The 15,823-nt window shown below is 71.6% G+C and carries 18 protein-coding genes; 12 read left to right on the forward strand and 6 right to left on the reverse strand.

The window, feature by feature from the left end:
* Positions 1-64: 64 nt before the first annotated feature.
* Entirely contained in the window at positions 65-1,075 is a 1,011-nt protein-coding gene (locus ACWF9Z_RS19265; protein WP_453603587.1) for a DMT family transporter, read from the reverse strand.
* Positions 1,076-1,149: 74 nt separating this feature from the next.
* Here ACWF9Z_RS19265 and ACWF9Z_RS19270 point away from each other — a divergent pair, with 74 nt between their 5' ends.
* Entirely contained in the window at positions 1,150-2,049 is a 900-nt protein-coding gene (locus ACWF9Z_RS19270; protein ID WP_453603589.1) for a LysR family transcriptional regulator, read from the forward strand.
* Between the two features lie 33 nt (positions 2,050-2,082).
* Here ACWF9Z_RS19270 and ACWF9Z_RS19275 read toward each other — a convergent pair whose 3' ends face one another.
* Positions 2,083-2,508, reverse strand: coding sequence for a pyridoxamine 5'-phosphate oxidase family protein (locus ACWF9Z_RS19275; protein WP_453603732.1), 426 nt, complete (start codon positions 2,506-2,508; stop codon positions 2,083-2,085).
* 184 nt (positions 2,509-2,692) lie between these two features.
* On the opposite strand from ACWF9Z_RS19275, the gene ACWF9Z_RS19280 reads away from it, so the two are divergent.
* From ACWF9Z_RS19280 to ACWF9Z_RS19315, 8 genes are all read left to right on the forward strand, one after another.
* Positions 2,693-3,307, forward strand: a complete 615-nt coding sequence (locus ACWF9Z_RS19280) for a cysteine hydrolase (RefSeq protein ID WP_453603591.1) — start codon at positions 2,693-2,695, stop codon at positions 3,305-3,307.
* A gap of 18 nt (positions 3,308-3,325) precedes the next feature.
* Positions 3,326-4,165, forward strand: a complete 840-nt coding sequence (locus ACWF9Z_RS19285; protein ID WP_453603593.1) for a HipA family kinase — start codon at positions 3,326-3,328, stop codon at positions 4,163-4,165.
* Positions 4,162-4,545: a DUF3037 domain-containing protein gene (locus tag ACWF9Z_RS19290; protein WP_453603595.1), complete on the forward strand. Its 384-nt coding sequence runs from the start codon at positions 4,162-4,164 to the stop codon at positions 4,543-4,545. Before ACWF9Z_RS19285 ends, ACWF9Z_RS19290 begins: the two co-directional genes overlap by 4 nt.
* Positions 4,546-4,760: 215 nt before the next feature.
* Positions 4,761-5,522, forward strand: a complete 762-nt coding sequence (gene fabG / locus ACWF9Z_RS19295; RefSeq protein WP_453603597.1) for a 3-oxoacyl-ACP reductase FabG — start codon at positions 4,761-4,763, stop codon at positions 5,520-5,522.
* Between the two features lie 20 nt (positions 5,523-5,542).
* Positions 5,543-6,304 (forward strand): SDR family oxidoreductase, encoded by a 762-nt coding sequence (locus ACWF9Z_RS19300; RefSeq protein ID WP_453603599.1) that lies wholly within the window; start codon positions 5,543-5,545, stop codon positions 6,302-6,304.
* A gap of 152 nt (positions 6,305-6,456) precedes the next feature.
* A complete protein-coding gene (locus ACWF9Z_RS19305; RefSeq protein WP_453603601.1) occupies positions 6,457-8,040 on the forward strand; it encodes an ABC transporter substrate-binding protein in 1,584 nt (527 codons plus the stop codon).
* Between the two features lie 131 nt (positions 8,041-8,171).
* Positions 8,172-8,840, forward strand: a complete 669-nt coding sequence (locus ACWF9Z_RS19310) for a uracil-DNA glycosylase (RefSeq protein ID WP_453603734.1) — start codon at positions 8,172-8,174, stop codon at positions 8,838-8,840.
* A gap of 131 nt (positions 8,841-8,971) precedes the next feature.
* On the forward strand, positions 8,972-9,424 hold the full coding sequence (locus ACWF9Z_RS19315) for a hypothetical protein (protein WP_453603736.1): 453 nt from the start codon (positions 8,972-8,974) through the stop codon (positions 9,422-9,424).
* A gap of 83 nt (positions 9,425-9,507) precedes the next feature.
* On the opposite strand, the gene ACWF9Z_RS19320 is transcribed toward ACWF9Z_RS19315, so the two are convergent.
* Together ACWF9Z_RS19320 and ACWF9Z_RS19325 are read right to left on the reverse strand one after the other, a co-directional pair.
* Positions 9,508-10,035 (reverse strand): hypothetical protein, encoded by a 528-nt coding sequence (locus tag ACWF9Z_RS19320; protein ID WP_453603603.1) that lies wholly within the window; start codon positions 10,033-10,035, stop codon positions 9,508-9,510.
* 188 nt (positions 10,036-10,223) lie between these two features.
* Complete coding sequence (locus ACWF9Z_RS19325; RefSeq protein ID WP_453603605.1) at positions 10,224-10,748, reverse strand: DinB family protein; 525 nt, start codon at positions 10,746-10,748, stop codon at positions 10,224-10,226.
* An 84-nt stretch (positions 10,749-10,832) separates the two neighbouring features.
* Here ACWF9Z_RS19325 and ACWF9Z_RS19330 point away from each other — a divergent pair, with 84 nt between their 5' ends.
* Complete coding sequence (locus tag ACWF9Z_RS19330; protein WP_453603606.1) at positions 10,833-11,738, forward strand: Gfo/Idh/MocA family protein; 906 nt, start codon at positions 10,833-10,835, stop codon at positions 11,736-11,738.
* 95 nt (positions 11,739-11,833) lie between these two features.
* On the opposite strand, the gene lnt is transcribed toward ACWF9Z_RS19330, so the two are convergent.
* Positions 11,834-13,420, reverse strand: a complete 1,587-nt coding sequence (gene lnt / locus ACWF9Z_RS19335) for an apolipoprotein N-acyltransferase (RefSeq protein WP_453603607.1) — start codon at positions 13,418-13,420, stop codon at positions 11,834-11,836.
* 51 nt (positions 13,421-13,471) lie between these two features.
* The gene (locus ACWF9Z_RS19340; RefSeq protein WP_453603609.1) at positions 13,472-13,942 is read right to left on the reverse strand and encodes a nuclear transport factor 2 family protein; all 471 of its coding nucleotides are present in this window, start codon (positions 13,940-13,942) and stop codon (positions 13,472-13,474) included.
* Between the two features lie 1,017 nt (positions 13,943-14,959).
* Between ACWF9Z_RS19340 and ACWF9Z_RS19345 the strand changes: the two genes are divergently transcribed.
* Positions 14,960-15,331 carry a CorA family divalent cation transporter gene (locus ACWF9Z_RS19345; protein ID WP_453603611.1) on the forward strand — a complete coding sequence of 124 codons (372 nt, stop codon included), beginning with the start codon at positions 14,960-14,962 and terminating at the stop codon, positions 15,329-15,331.
* A 31-nt stretch (positions 15,332-15,362) separates the two neighbouring features.
* Entirely contained in the window at positions 15,363-15,713 is a 351-nt protein-coding gene (locus ACWF9Z_RS19350) for a hypothetical protein (RefSeq protein WP_453603613.1), read from the forward strand.
* Positions 15,714-15,823 lie beyond the last annotated feature (110 nt).

Raw genomic sequence — 15,823 nt, forward strand, 5'->3', positions numbered from 1 at the left:
GCGGGAGTCTTCCCGCGCCGCCGCCCCCGTCCGTGCGGGCCCGGCAAGATCTGAAAGGGACGGCTTAGCGGCGCCGGGCCTGGGTGAGGGCCGCGCCCGCCAGGACGACGGCCGCGCCCACCGGCGTGTTCCAGTGGAGCTGTTCGCCCAGCAGGAGGACGCCCGCCGTCGTGGCGATGACCGGGATGAAGTAGGTGACCATCTGCGCGGTGGTCGGGCCGATCTCCGCCACGAGTCCGTACTGCATCTGCAGCGCCAGTCCCGTGCCCAGGGTGCCCAGCGCGATCACCGACAGGGTCGGCCACAGCGGGAACGAGGTGGGGGCCGAGGTGAACAGGGAGCTGACCGCGGCCAGTTGGACGGTGGCGACCAGCAGCTGAGCTCCGGTGAGGGCGACCGGGGAGCTCGGCGTGGAGGCCAGCGTGCGGCGGACGTAGATCCAGCCGACCGGGTAGCAGAGCGAGGCCAGGAGGGCGAGCGCGGTGCCCTTGGCGTCGACGCCCGAGAAGCCCTGCCAGGCGCCGAGGACGGTGAGCACCCCGAGGAAGCCCAGGCCCAGGCCCGCGAAGCGGCGGCGCGTGGGGCGGTCCTCGGAGAGGGCGATCAGCGAGAGGGCCATGCCCCACAGCGGGGAAGTGGCGTTGCAGATGCCCGCCAGGCTGGAGGGGATGCTGAGCTCCGCGTACGCGAAGAGGGAGAAGGGGGCGGTATTGAGCAGCAGCGCCACCACCGTCAGGTGGGCCCAGGTGCGCAGGCTGCGGGGGAGCGGCTCGCGGCGGACCAGGAGGACGGTGAGCAGGGCGAGCGCGCCGAAGAAGACCCGGCCCAGGGCGACGTGGAAGGGCGCGTACGCCTCCGTGCCCACCTTGATCAGCAGGAAGCTGAAGCCCCAGACCACGGAGAGGACGGCGAACCGGAGGCGCCAGTCCAGGCACCTGGCGGCGCGGGAGCCCCCGGGCCGCGGGGCGGTCGCCGGGAGGGCCGGGGCAGGGGCGAGGGCCGGGGAGGGGGCCGGGGCGAAGGCCGGGGCGAGGGCTGGGGCGGGGGCCGGGCCGGAGGTGGAAGGTGCGCTCATGACCATCACTCTGGTGCGTTCAACCTCTTAGGACAAGCGAGAGTTGTTGGGATCGAAGGCGTAGCATCACTTACATGTTGAACTTGGAGCGCCTGCGCACCCTCGACGCCCTCGCCCGCCACGGCTCCGTGAGCGGCGCGGCCGACGGTCTCCACGTCACCACCTCCGCCGTGTCCCAGCAGATGGCGAAGCTGGAACGCGAGGTCGGCCAGCCGCTGCTGGCCAAGAACGGCCGCGGGGTGCGGCTCACCGACGCCGGACGGCTGCTCGCCGACCACGCCGCCCGGATCATCTCCCAGGTCGAGCTCGCCCAGGCCGACGTCGAGGCCCGACGCGGCTGCGCGGTCGGCGAACTGCGGATCGGTGCCTTCCCGACCGCCATGCGCGGACTGCTGCCCCGGACGCTGGCCGGCCTGCGCGGCGATCATCCCCAGCTGCGGCCCCGGGTCCGCGAGCAGGAGCCGGCGGAGAGCATGGCCGCCGTCGTACGGGGCGACCTCGACCTGGCCCTCGCCATCGACTGGCACAACAAGCGGATGCCGGTGCCGGCGGACCTCACCCGGACGCACCTGCTCGACGACTCCGCGGACATCGCGGTACCGGCCGGCCATCCGCTGGCGGGGCGCGCGGAGGTATCGCTCGCCGAGCTCCGCGACGAGGACTGGATCTCCTGGAACGAGGGGCAGTTCTGCCACGAGTGGCTCGTCTACACCCTGCGCGGAGCCGGCGTCGAGCCCCGCATCGCGCACATCGCCGAGGAGCACCACACCCAACTGGCCTTCGTCGAAGCCGGACTCGGGGTGTGCGTGACGCCCCGGCTCGGCCGCGGCCCGGTCCCGGCGGGCGTGCGGCTGCTGTCGTTGAGCGACACCGTACGCCGCCACGTGTACGCGGTCTGGCGGACGGACGCCGACCGGCGGCCGTCGGTCCGGGCCGCCGTCGAGGCCCTGCGGCGGGCCGCCGCGGGACTCTGAAGTCCGGTCGCCGTTCCGGTGCCGTGTCGGGCACTAGATCTTGCGGAAGTCCCACGACACGATCGACTCCGGGGTCAGGCGGATCCAGGCGTGCCGTCCGTCGTGGGGCATCTCCTCGATGCCGAAGTTCTTGACCGGGAAGGTGCGCTCCGGCTCCGCCAGTTCCGCGCAGGGCTCGCCCGTGCGCGGGGCCTCGCCCACGAAGACGGCGCTGCCGGAGAGTTCGACCCCGCGCAGTTCGTCGTAGGCCTCGCCCGCGTCGACGACCACCGAGATCCGGGGGTCCTTGCGCAGGTCGGACCAGCGCCGGCTGCGGGTGATCGAGTAGAGCCATATCGAGGTGCCGTCCCAGACGAACCAGAGCGCGCCCACGTGCGGACGCCCGTCGGGGGAGACCGTGGCCACCCGGCACGTGCGCTGCTCGCGGAGGAAGGCGTCCCGCTCCTCGTCGCTCATCATGATGCGGCGGCCCCGCCGCTGCGGCCTGTCCGTCCGCGCGACGTCCGCGCGCGCCTCGTCCGTCCGCCCGCCGTCCGCGCGCGTCCCGTCCCTCTGTTCCTCGCCCATCCGCCCCTCGCCCCTTCACATCTGACTGTGTGTCAGGAATCATGCGTGCTCTTCCGTCGTCACGCCAGGGGGAGCCATGGCCGAACTGGATCCAGCCACCACCGCTCTGCTCACCGTCGAGTGCCAGAGCGGTGTCGTCGGCGAGGAGAGCGCCCTGCCGGAGCTCGCCAAGGAGGCCCGGGACTCCGGAATGCTGGACCGGGTCGCCGCGCTCGTCGATGCGGCGCGCGGGGCCGGGGTGCAGGTGCTGCACGCCATCGCCGAGAGGCGTCCGGACGGGCTCGCCGCGAACACCAACGCACGGCTCTTCCGGGCCGCCGGCAGGCTGCCCGTGCGCCAGCTGTCCGGCAGCCCGGCCGTGGAGGTCGCCGCCCCCATCACCGTCGCCGAGCAGGACCTCGTGCTGCGCCGCCTGCACGGGCTCTCCCCGATGGCCGGAACCGACCTGGACGCCCTGCTGCGCAACCTCGGCATCCGCACCCTCGTCGTCACCGGGGTCTCCTCGAACATCGCGATCCCGAACACGGTCTTCGACGCCGTCAACCTCGGCTACCAGGTCGTCGTCCCCTCCGACGCCATCGCCGGGGTGCCCGCGGCCTGCACCGCCGAGGTGATCCGCAACTCCCTCTCCCTGGTCGCCGCCATCACCACCACCGAAGCGCTCGTCCGGCAGTGGGCCCCCGCCCACTGACCCCCGTAACCTGGGCGGATGCTGTCCGAAGTGATCGCGACCCGCTACGTCACGCCCCTGCGTGAGGGCGGCTCGCTCCCGGGGATCGTCGAGGCCGACGATCTCGGTACCTATGTCATGAAATTCACCGGAGCCGGCCAGGGCCGCAAGACCCTGGTCGCCGAAGTCATCTGCGGCCGCCTGGCCCAGCGGCTGGGGCTGCGCGTCCCCCGCCTGGTGCAGATGCAGCTCGACCCCGTGATCGGGCTCGGCGAGCCCGATCAGGAGGTCCAGGAGCTGCTCAAGGCCAGCGGCGGGCTGAACCTCGGGATGGACTACCTCCCCGGCTCGATCGGCTTCGACCCGCTCGCCTACCGGGTGGACCCGGTCGAGGCGGGGCGCGTCGTCTGGTTCGACGCCCTCATCAACAACGTCGACCGGTCCTGGCGCAATCCGAACATGCTGGTCTGGCACGGCGACGTCTGGCTCATCGACCACGGCGCCACCATGATCTGGCACCACAACTGGCCCACGGCCGAGAGTGCCGCGGCCAAGCCGTACAACGCCTCCGACCACGTGCTGGCCCCGGCCGGCCCGGACGTCGCCGCGGCGGCCGCCGCGCTCGCGCCCCTCGTGACGAGGGAGCTGCTCACCGAGGTCGCGGCCGACGTACCCGACGAGTGGCTGGTGGACGAGCCCGGCTTCGACTCCACCGACGCGCTGCGCCGCGCCTACGTCGACGTGCTGCTGCCGCGCGCCGCCACGATCCACGAGCGGATCACCATGGAGGCCGAGGTCAAGACCCAGGCGGGTCCTCCCGGCTGGCTTGCCGACCGCCTCGACCCCCGCCCCCGGAAGAACAAGAGCGACAACGAGTGACCAAGCGGGACGTGTTCGAGTACGCGCTGGTGCGCGTGGTGCCCAGGATGGAGCGCGGCGAGTGCTTCAACGCCGGCGTGATCGTCTACTGCCGGGCGCATTCCTACGTCGCCGCGCGCACCCACCTCGACGAGGCCAAGCTCCTCGCCCTGGACCCGGAGGCCGACGTGGCCGGGATCCGGGCCGCGCTGCGCGGGGTCGAGGGGCTGTGCGGCGGGGGCGAGCGGGCGGGCCAGGCGGCCGGCGACGACCCGGGCCGCCGCTTCCGGTGGCTGATCGCGCCGCGCAGCACGGTGGTGCAGCCCGGCCCGGTGCACACCGGGCTGACGGCCGACCCGCAGGCCGAGGTGGAACGGCTGCTGGACGTGCTGGTCCGCTGAGCGGCCGGACGTCCGCCCGGCCGGACGGCTGGCCGGACCCCCGGCCGGCGTCCGGCCGAACCGCGACACCCGCCGATCGGCGGATGTGACAGGAGCCCTGGAACCGGGTGGCGTTGACACCGGGTGCCAGGGCTCCTAGCGTCTCCTCAGCTGAAGCTACTAAGCGGTTGCTCACCCCTGAGGGGCCGCTTTTTCCGAGGGCGAGGAGATCCAGCATGTCCACCACCGAGCAGCGCGTCGCGATCGTGACCGGGGCGGCCCGGGGCATCGGCGCGGCCACCGCCGTACGCCTGGCCGCCGAAGGCCGGGCGGTCGCCGTACTCGACCTGGACGAGGCGGCCTGCAAGGACACCGTGGAGACGATCACGGCGGCCGGCGGCAAGGCCGTCGCGATCGGCTGCGACGTCTCCGACAGCGCGCAGGTGGAGGCGGCCATCGAGCGGGTGGCGAGCCTGCTCGGCGCCCCGACCATCCTGGTCAACAATGCGGGTGTGCTGCGGGACAACCTGCTCTTCAAGATGAGCGAGACGGACTGGGACACCGTCATGAACGTGCACCTGCGCGGCGCGTTCCTGATGTCCAAGGCCTGCCAGAAGCACATGGTGGACGCCAAGTTCGGCCGGATCGTGAGCCTCTCCAGCAGCTCCGCGCTCGGCAACCGGGGCCAGGCCAACTACTCGGCCGCCAAGGCCGGTCTGCAGGGCTTCACCAAGACGCTGGCCATCGAGCTCGGCAAGTTCGGCATCACCGCGAACGCCGTCGCCCCCGGCTTCATCGTGACCGAGATGACCGCGCACACGGCCGCCCGCGTGGGCATGGACTTCGAGGACTTCCAGGCCGCGGCCGCCACCCAGATCCCGGTGCAGCGCGTCGGGCGCCCGGACGACGTGGCCAACGCCATCGCCTTCTTCACCGGCGAGGCCGCCGGCTTCGTCTCGGGCCAGGTCATGTACGTGGCCGGCGGCCCGCTCAGCTGACGAGAGGCAGGGTGCACGACATGACGCACGAAGCAGCGGACAGCGGCAAGGTAGCGCTGATCACCGGGGCGAGCCGGGGCATCGGCTACGGCATCGCCGAGGCGCTGGTGGCGCGGGGCGACCGGCTCTGCATCACCGGACGCAACGAGGAGGCCCTCAAAGAGGCCGTCGAGCGGCTCGGCGCGGACCGGGTGATCGGGGTCGCGGGGAAGGCGCACGACGAGGCCCACCAGGCCGTCGCGGTGGAGCGCACGATGGAGGCCTTCGGCCGCGTCGACTTCCTGATCAACAACGCGGGAACCAATCCGGTCTTCGGGCCGATCGCGGACCTCGACCTCGGGGTGGCGCGCAAGGTCTTCGAGACTAACGTGGTCTCGGCGCTCGGCTTCGCCCAGCGCACCTGGCACGCCTGGCAGAAGGAGAACGGCGGGGCGATCGTGAACATCGCCTCGATCGCCGGCGTCTCCGCCTCGCCCTTCATCGGGGCGTACGGGATGAGCAAGGCCGCCATGGTCAACCTGACCCTCCAGCTGGCCCACGAGATGGCCCCGGGGGTCCGGGTGAACGCGATCGCGCCCGCGGTCGTGAAGACCCAGTTCGCGCAGGCGCTCTACGAGGGCCGGGAACAGGAGGCCGCGGCGGCCTATCCGCTGGGCCGGCTCGGTGTCCCGGAGGACATCGGAGGGGCCGCGGCGTTTCTCACATCTGCACAAGCGGAATGGATCACAGGGCAAACTCTCGTGGTCGACGGGGGAATGTTCCTCAATGCCGGAGTGCATTGACCGATAGTCGGACGCATTTGCCTTCCATTGGGGGGCAAATGCGTACCGAATACGCCCTTAATCGGTCAAGTGCCGCACGAAACCTATCCATTGGATTGGTGACGCACTGCGGTAGGGTCTGCCGCACCCCTGGCTGATCGAGGAGCGTGCACGTGTTCAACCGGACCAGATGCCTGCAGATCTCTGCGGCCCTTGCGTCCATATCCCTGCTCTCCGGATGCGGTCTGTTTTCGGACAAGGGCAGTGACGGCGCGCAGCGGATTGTCGTGGGAACGACGAGCGCACCCACCACCCTCGATCCGGCGGCTGCCTGGGACGGTTCCTGGGAGCTGTACCGGAACGTCTACCAGACGCTTCTGGCATTTCCCACGGGTGCGACCAAGCCCCAGCCGGACGCCGCCCAGAGCTGTGAGTTCACGGACTCCGCGAACGAGTCGTACCGCTGCGTCCTGAAGAAGGGCCTGAAGTTCTCCAACGGCGAGCCGCTCGACGCCAAGGCCGTCAAGCACTCCCTCGACCGGATCAAGAAGATCGACGCCCCGTCCGGTCCCAAGGCGCTCTTCGGCAGCCTGGACAAGATCGAGACGCCGGACGCGCTGACGGTCGTCTTCAACCTGAACACGCCGGACGCCACCTTCCCGTTCGTCCTCGGCTCGCCGGCCGCCTCGCTGGTCGCGCCGAAGGACTACCCGGGCGACAAGCTGCGGGAGGACGGCAAGGTCACCGGTTCCGGCCCGTACACCCTGGAGTCCTACAAGGAAGCCGGCGAGGCGGTCCTGAACCGCAACGACGGCTACACCGGCTTCGCCAACCGCCGCAACGACGGCGTGACCATCCGCTACTTCGCGGACTCCAAGTCGATGATCGCGGCGCTCAAGTCCAAGAGCATCGACGCGACCTACCGAGGCCTGTCCGCCACGGAGATCAAGGACCTGCAGACCCCCGAGTCGCACAACGCGGGCGTCCAGGTCGTGGAGAACTTCGGCGCCGAGATCCGCTACCTGGTCTTCAACCCCAAGGACCCGCAGGTGGCCAAGCTCGCGGTGCGCCAGGCGATCGCCCAGATCGTCGACCGCGGCGCACTGGTCTCCAAGGTCTACCAGGGCACCGCCGAGCCGCTGTACTCGATGGTCCCCAAGGGGGTCGTCGGCCACAAGACGCCCTTCTACGACATGTACGGCCAGGTGGACGTCGCCAAGGCCAAGAAGATCCTCAGGGACGCCGGGATCACCCAGTCGGTGGACCTGACCTTCTGGTACACCACCGACCGCTACGGCGCCTCCACAGCGGACGAGTTCACCGAGCTCAAGCGCCAGCTGGAGGAGAGCGGGCTCTTCAAGATCACCCTGCGCGGCCAGCCCTGGAAGACCTTCCAGGAGGGCTACAAGAAGGGCGAGTACCCGGTCTTCGGCCGCGGCTGGTTCCCGGACTTCCCGGACCCGGACAACTTCATCGCCCCGTTCGTCGGCAAGGACAACGCGGTCGGCACCCCGTACGAGGCCACCGAGATCCTGACCGACCTGCTGCCCAAGTCCCGCCGCGAGAGCGACCGGTCGGCGGGTGTCCACGAGTTCGAGCAGGCCCAGCAGATCTTCGCCCAGGACGTCCGTCTGCTGCCCTTGTGGCAGGGCAAGCTGTACGTGGCCGCGCGCGACGACGTCGGCGGCGCCGAGCGGGCGCTCGACCCGCAGACCGTGATGCAGGTCTGGGAGCTGTACCGCAAGGCCAGCTGGTAGCCGCCCCGGCGGTGCGGGCGGACACGGCCGGATGCGGCGTTGTCAGTGGCCCCCGGTAGGTTCTGAACAGTCGCGCGAAGCACTTGCGCGAGATCGCGGAACTTGTACCGGAGGTTGTCGCCGTGACCCAGATGCTGCCCGAGTCCTGGCTCCCCGTCCTCGGCGGGGAGCTGGACCAGCCCTACTTCAAAGAGCTCACCGAGTTCGTCGAGAAGGAGCGGGCGAACGGGCCGGTCTACCCGCCCCGCGAACAGGTCTTCGCGGCCCTGGAGGCCACGCCCTTCGACCAGGTGAAGGTCCTGGTCCTCGGCCAGGACCCCTACCACGGCGCCGGCCAGGGCCACGGCCTCTGCTTCTCCGTCCGGCCCGGGGTGAAGACCCCGCCCTCGCTGCGCAACATCTACAAGGAGATGCACGCGGAGCTGGGCACCCCCATCCCGGACAACGGCTATCTGATGCCGTGGGCCGAGCAGGGCGTCCTGCTGCTCAACGCGGTGCTCACCGTCCGTGAGGCGGAGCCCAACTCGCACAAGGCCAAGGGCTGGGAGAAGTTCACCGACGCGGTGATCCGCGCGGTGGCCGAGCGCCCCGACCCCGCCGTGTTCGTCCTGTGGGGCGCGTACGCGCAGAAGAAGCTCCCGCTGATCGACGAGGAGCGGCACGCGGTCGTCAAGGGCGCCCACCCCTCGCCGCTGTCGGCCAAGAAGTTCTTCGGCTCCCGCCCCTTCACGCAGATCAACGAGGCCGTCGCCGCTCAGGGGCATGAGCCGATCGACTGGCGGATCCCGGACCTGGGCTGATGCGCCACCGCGCCTAGGCGCCATTGCCCGCGCCTGCGGCTAGCGTCTTGACGACCGGACCGGAGCAGGTCTGGCAGAGCAAGCCGGAGGCCGCGTTGACGGAGCAGCAGGACGCGGCGGAGGACGCCGTCATGACCAGGATCGGCCAAGCGGTCATCCTGCTGCACGTCGGTGACCGCGAGGAGGCCCGCAACCGGCTCGGCGAGATCTGGTCCGAGATCGGCGAGCGGGGGGACGCCCTGCACCGCTGCACGCTCGCGCACTACATGGCCGACGCCCAGGACGACCCGGCCGAGGAGCTGGCCTGGGACCTGAAGGCCCTGACCGCGGCCGACGGGCCCGTGCCACCCGCGGCCGTCCGGGTCTTCTACCCGTCGCTGCACCTGAGCCTGGCCGCCGACTACGTGAAGCTGCGGCGCCCCGAGGCGGCCCGGGTCCACCTGGCGCGGGCCCGGGCCGCCACCGGGGCCCTGGGCGACGACGGGTACGGGAACGGCGTGCGGGCGGCCATCGCCCGGCTGGAGCGGCGGCTCGGGGCGGAGCCGGGCGCGGGGCCCCGGCCGTTCCCGGAGCAGAATCCGTAGCCGGGACCCGCGAACCCCCGGCTCCCGTCGGCCCCCGGGCGCGACTCAGCCCCCGGGAGCGACTCAACCCCCCCCGGAGTGCCTCAGCCGCCGTGGACGCCCGCGCAGATACGGGCCTCCGGGCTGTCCGGATGCCAGCGCCCGTGCCGCCGGCCCATCGCGCAGACGTCGGCCGGCCGCACCGGCAGTTCCCGCACCAGCTCGCGCGGCACTTGCGCCTCGCCCTGCCGGGGCCTGTGGGGGCGGTGGCCGCCGGGACGGGCGTCACCGTCGCCCTCCCCGTGCCCCGTGCGGCCCGCGTGCTCGCCCGGCTTCCTGGGCTCCGGGATGTCGGGGACGGGAAGAGCGGGCCGCGAGCTCCCTGAGGCCGTACCTCGTGCGGCCGCCCGCTCGTCCGCGGCCGGGTCGCCGGGCCGCGGCGCGGACTGCGGTCCGGACGGCGCGGCCGCCGGCTGAGCCGATTGCCCCGGCACGGCCTCCAGCGCCTCCAGGGCGGGAGCCCGGACGACCACCGGCGCGGCCCCGGGCCCGCCTCGCGGCTCGTGCCGGGGCGCCGCCCCCGGGGCGCTGGGAGCGGCCGCCGGCTGCACGGAGGGCGGGGTTACGTTCACACATCCGGAGACGGCCGAAACGGCACAGGCGACTCCGAGCAGCAGTTTTGTCGTGGTTCGGGTTGGATGCACCCGCGCAACTCTGCTGTGCGAAGACCCCGTTGCGAAAACCCGGAGCCGATATTCACCCCGCACGGGTGACGGCTACTCGCTCCTGGACGCCGTCGGAGCCCGCCCGTTGACCGGGGTTACTCGCCCGTGGCGCCGTCGAGGTGCTCGCGCAGCAGGTCCGCGTGGCCGTTGTGGCGCGCGTACTCCTCGATCATGTGGGTGTAGACCCAGCGCAGGCTGAACACCTCGCCCCGGCGGTGGTTTTCGGCGGAAGAGGTGAGGTCCAGCGAGCGGCCGGCCGCGGCCTGCCGAGCCAGCTCGGCCTCGGTCCGCCACACCTCCCCGGCCTCGGTCCAGGTGTCCTTGTCGGTGACGTGGAAGTCCCCGTCCGGGTCGTCAGCCGTGCAGAACAGCTCGGGCAGCTCCTCGCCCAGCATGATCTCCCGGAACCAGTACCGCTCGACTTCGGCCATGTGCCGCACCAGCCCCAGCAGGCTCAGTTCGGAAGGCAGCAGAGGAGTCGAGCGCAGCTGCTCGTCCGAAAGCCCCTCGCACTTCCAGGCCAGGGTGGAGCGGTGGTAGTCGAGCCAGCCGTCGAGCATCTCGCGTTCGCCGGCCGTGGTGGCGGGTTCGGTGCGGTGGGAACCGTCGTTGGGGATCATGGCTTCCATCCTGGTCGAACCCGTTGGCGGGTGCCACCGATTAGGCTGCGTGCATCCCACGAGGAACGAACCTGGAGGCTCCCGGTGAAGGTCGGCTGTATCGGACTCGGCGACATCGCGCAGAAGGCGTACCTGCCCGTCCTCACCACGCGCCCGGGGCTCGAACTGCACCTGCAGACCCGCACTCCGGCCACCCTCGAGCGGGTCGGCGCCCACCACCACGTCCCGGCCGGTCGCCTGCACGCCGATCTCGACTCCCTGCTCGAGCAGAAGCTCGACGCGGCCTTCGTGCACGCCCCGACCGCCGCTCACCCCGAGATCGTGGAACGGCTGCTGGAGGCGGGCGTCCCGACGTACGTGGACAAGCCGATCGCCTACGAGCTCGCGGACTCGCGGCGCCTGGTCGAACTGGCCGAGGAACGCGGGGTCTCGCTCGCCGTCGGCTTCAACCGCCGTCACGCGCCCGGCTACGCGCAGTGCGCCGACCATCCGCGCGAGCTGATCGTCATGCAGAAGAACCGGGTGGGCCTGCCCGAGGACGTACGGACCTTCGTCCTCGACGACTTCATCCACGTCGTCGACACCCTGCGCTTCCTGCTGCCCGGCGAGGCCGACGGGATCGACGTACGGGCCGTCGTGCGCGAGGGGCTGATGAGCCAGGTGGTGCTCCAGATGTCGGGCGCCGGTTTCACCGCGCTCGGCATCATGAACCGGCTCTCCGGCTCGACGGAGGAGGTCCTGGAGGTCTCCGGGCAGGACACCAAGCGCCAGGTGGTCAACCTCGCGGAGATCATCGACCACAAGGGCCAGCCGACGGTCCGGCGCCGCGGGGACTGGGTGCCGGTCGCCCGCCAGCGCGGCATCGAACAGGTGGTGGACGCCTTCCTGGAGGCCGTGGCAGCGGGCCGGACCCTCAGCGCGCGCGACGCGCTGCGCACGCACGAACTGTGCGAGCGGGTGGTGGAATCCGCTCTGGAGCAGGCCTTCTGAGCGACCCTCCCGGCGGCCCGGCCCTCCCGGCCCGCCGGCCGTGATCCATCAGACGGCACGATCCGAATCGGACGGCACGATCCTAAGGAGACGGCCTAGCCGGGAGGCTCCCCGGAGCGCTCCCCGAGCGGCTCGGGGAGCGGGGCGCCGACCGGGGTGCCGACCGGGGTGCCGAGCCCTGTGCCGAGCCGTACGGAGCGGGCGCCCGCGGCCGCGCAGTAGGCGGCCAGGGCGGCGCCCACCGGCCAGTCTCCGAAGCGGACGTACGGGGTCGTGCCCCGGGCGAGCGGGACCTCGTACACCCGCGCCCCACGCGTCGAGGTGGACAGCGCCGGACCGACCCGCTCGCCCGACGGGCCGCGGACCTCGCTGATGCCCGTGAGGGTGGCGTGGACCATGGGGCGCCCGGTCTCGGCGGCGCGCAGCGCGGACAGTGAGGCGTGCTGGGCCGGGGCCCAGCTGTCCTGGAAGCTGGACGTGGCCGACTGGTCGATCAGCAGCGCGGCGCCGTCCCGGGCGAGGTGCCGGCTCATGTCGGGGAAGGCCGACTCGAAGCAGACCAGCGGACCGAGCCGGACGTCCGGACGGCCGGGCAGGTCCATCAGGACCTGGGCGCTGCCGGGAACCCGGTTCTCATCGGCCGCCTTGCCCACGGAGGTGGCCCAGCCCAGCAGCGCGCGGGCCGGCACGTATTCGCCGAAGGGCACCAGGCGCATCTTGTCGTACCGGTCGCCGGTCGGGCCGCCCGGTCCGACGAGGACCGCCGATTTGCGGATCCCCGGCCGGTCGGCGGCCCGCGCGTCCACGTTGACCAGTAACGGGGCCCCGACCCGCGTCGACAGGCCGGCGAGCCTGCGGGCCAGGTCCGGGCGGGCCGTCAGGTCCTCCCCGACGCTGCTCTCGCCCCACACCACCAGGTCCGGGTGCTGCCCGGCCAAGCTCCGGGTGAGCTCCTCCCCGACGGCGAACCGCCGCTCCGCGGCGTCCGGGCCGTCCGGGACCGGCCCCGGCTGTACGACGGCCACGCGCAGCCTGCCCGAGACCTCCGGGCGGGGCGCCCACAGCCACACCACCCCGGCCAGCACCGCGCATCCCGTCACCCCGGCCACCGCGGGAGCGCGCGCCCCCGGTACCGCGATCAGCAGGGCCACCGCGCAGTTCACCGCCACCACGACCAGGCCGACCAGCCAGACCCCGCCCACCGAGGCCAGCCGCAGCGCCGGCGCCACCTGCCACTGGCTGGCCCCCAGCAGCCCCCACGGCCCGCCCAGCCCCTGCCAGGACCGGGCCAGCTCCGACAGCAGCCAGGCCGACGGTACGAGGACCAGCGCCGCGGTCGCCCGGGCTCCGCTCGGGGTCCCACCGAGCAACTCCCGCACCACCAGGGCGAAGGGGATCCAGAGCACCCCCAGCAGCGCGGCCAGGACGAGCAGGAACACGTGCAGGCTGGGGAACAGCCAGTGGTGGACCGCGACGACGAACCCGGCGCCGCCGAGCCAGCCCTCCAGGGCGGCCCGCCGGCCGGTGGGGGCGGACCTCAGCAGCAGCATCCAGGGCACGAGGGCGACGTAGGCGAACCACCAGAGCGCGGGGGCGGGGAAGGCGAGGCAGGGCAGCGCTCCGGCGGTGACGGCCGCCGTCGCGCGCCACCACGCCACCCGCTTCGAGACCGTCGGCATCATGAGGGGCCTCCGCTTCCAGTGTGGAACAGCCCTGCGGATCATGCCCGTGGGTCAGAAGGACATGTGCCGCCACTTCTCGTGGACGGTGACCCCGGAGAGCCGCCAGCCGGAGCGGGCGGTGCGCACGAGGGCGAAGGTGTAGCGGCCCGCGGCGACGAAGTTGGGTGCGGTGACCGCGCCGTCGGACTCCTCGCCCTCCAGCCGCATCGGATTGAGGAAGTCCGCCCGCACCCGCGCCGTGTCACCGGGCGAGCCGCCCAGGTCCGCCACCCGGATCAGCCGGTTGACGATGAGGTGCTGGCGCACCGGGAACAGCTTCATCGTCTCCGCGAGCCAGTCCGCGACCTCTCCGGCCGGCCCCTCCACCCCGCCCGCCGAGCTGTAGTCGGCCCGCCCGCCCGGGGCGAACAGGGCGCGGTACGCGTCCCAGTCGCCGTCGTCCACGGCCACCGCGTACCCCGTGACCACCTCGTCGATCGCCAGCCGGTCCATCACGGTCGCAAGGTCCACACGCTGCGTCATCGGGTCAGTGTGAGGGCGCGGCGCGCGGAGGCCAAGGGGCGTGCGGGACCGGGATCTTCGGACGTCCGGTCAGCGACGGGAATGCGCCTCCCGGGGCCGGACCACGACCAGGAACGCATCGCTGGCCAGGTCCATCACCACCTCCGCTGGAACCCCCTCGCGCAGCCGCTGCGCCGCGTACTCCTCGGCAGGCCAGCTCCCCCTCGGACTTCCGGCCGGAAACCGTTCCAACACCACTCGACCCATGGGACACCCCCGTAGCTCGTCTTCAGGTCGCTTCCGTTCTCTTGCACAACGACGCGCGGGCCGGCCGGGAACGTTCCCGAACGGCCCACGATTCACGCGAAGCGGTGAGCGGGCGGGCCCGACGGGCCCGGCCCGTGGCCGCGAGCGGACCTGGACCGCGGTTCCCGAGCGCGTCGCGGGCCGCTCTCACCGTGCCGCGGGGGCGCGTCCGGATCCTGCTCGCAGACCGTGAGTTTCGGTTCTAATCGGGCAGATCTGACGGAGGGCGTCATTTCCGACTTTGTAAACACATTGCTTGTCGTTTACCGTTGGCGAAGCGCGGGAACGGCCGCGCTTGTATCTGCGGGAGGTGATCAGCGTGCCTGGTGGAAGTAGTCCCAGGGCGTACACGCCACCCATCCCGCTCGACGTACTGCAGTAGCGGCCCCGTGCCGCGCCACGGCAGGATGCCTCGGCGGCGCGTCGGTGGACTACCGCGAGCCCTGTCCGCCGGGCCACTGCGCCTGATCTGACCGTTTTCGCGGCGGCTGCGCCCTCTCATTCGAACCCGGCTCCGCGTCGGCGTGCCCCGGCACGCCCACTCCGGTGACGGGCACGGACGGGCGGCTCCTGGTGCGACGCCTCACGCCTCATGCCTGATGCCTGACGACCAATGCGTCGTCGGTTGTCCCGGCGAACACATTCACCACACCTTTACCGCCGAAGCATGCCCGGAATCCGCAGAGCGGCGACGGACGCGTGCCCACGGCGTGCCTTGACAGGAGGAATTCCATGACCAGCACGACCCCGATGAACCACGACAACGCGTCGGCGGCAGTCGAGACGGTGGAACAGCACGTCCAGAACGCCCAGAAGCTCGAACTCCTCCGGGAGATCAACAAGGAGATCCGCGGGCTGAACAAGGAAATGGAAGACATCCGGGGAATCACCGAAGACCAGTTGGAGGTCACGGTGGAGACCCGGAAGGTGAGCGCCTGGACGGCGATCGCCGTGGTCCCCGGAGCGCTCGCGTCGCTCTACGGCTCCAACTTCGAGCACATGCCCGAGCTCCAGTTCAAGTACGGCTGGCCCATCTTCCTCGCAGCCCTGGCGTCCTGCTCGCTGGCCACCTACTTCGCGGTCAAGCGCAAGGGCTGGCTCTAAGCCGCTACCGAGCAAAGGAAAGGAGATTCGCATGTCGGACAACTCCACCCGCCCCACCCTGACCGCGCCCACCGCGAAGGACCTCGACGCGTGTTCGGTCGAGGAACTGCGCACCTTTCTCGTCGGAGTCCGCCGGTACCAGAAGGAACTGGTCCTGCTCCACCAGAAGTCGGTGGACCTCTACCACGGGACGAGGAAGGCCCGGAAGGTGAGCTCGTGGCTCGTGGTCTTCCTGCTTCCCACGATGCTGGGCGGCATCTACTCCGCGAACTTCTACCAGCCGGAAACCCGATTCGTATGGGCCTGGCCGGCCTTCCTCGCCGTGGTCCTGGCCTCGGGCCTGGCGATGTTCGCCCTCCTGCGGCGCAGGCGCTGTCTGTAGCGTCGCGGCCGTGCCCGTTCGGTGCCCTGTAGAACGGGGAACGCGGAGCACGCCGGTGGCACGTGGCCGTGCTCACCGGCGGGCTCCGCGTTCGCCGTGGACGCGGGGCG

The organism is Streptomyces sp. NPDC054961, assembly GCF_053609145.1.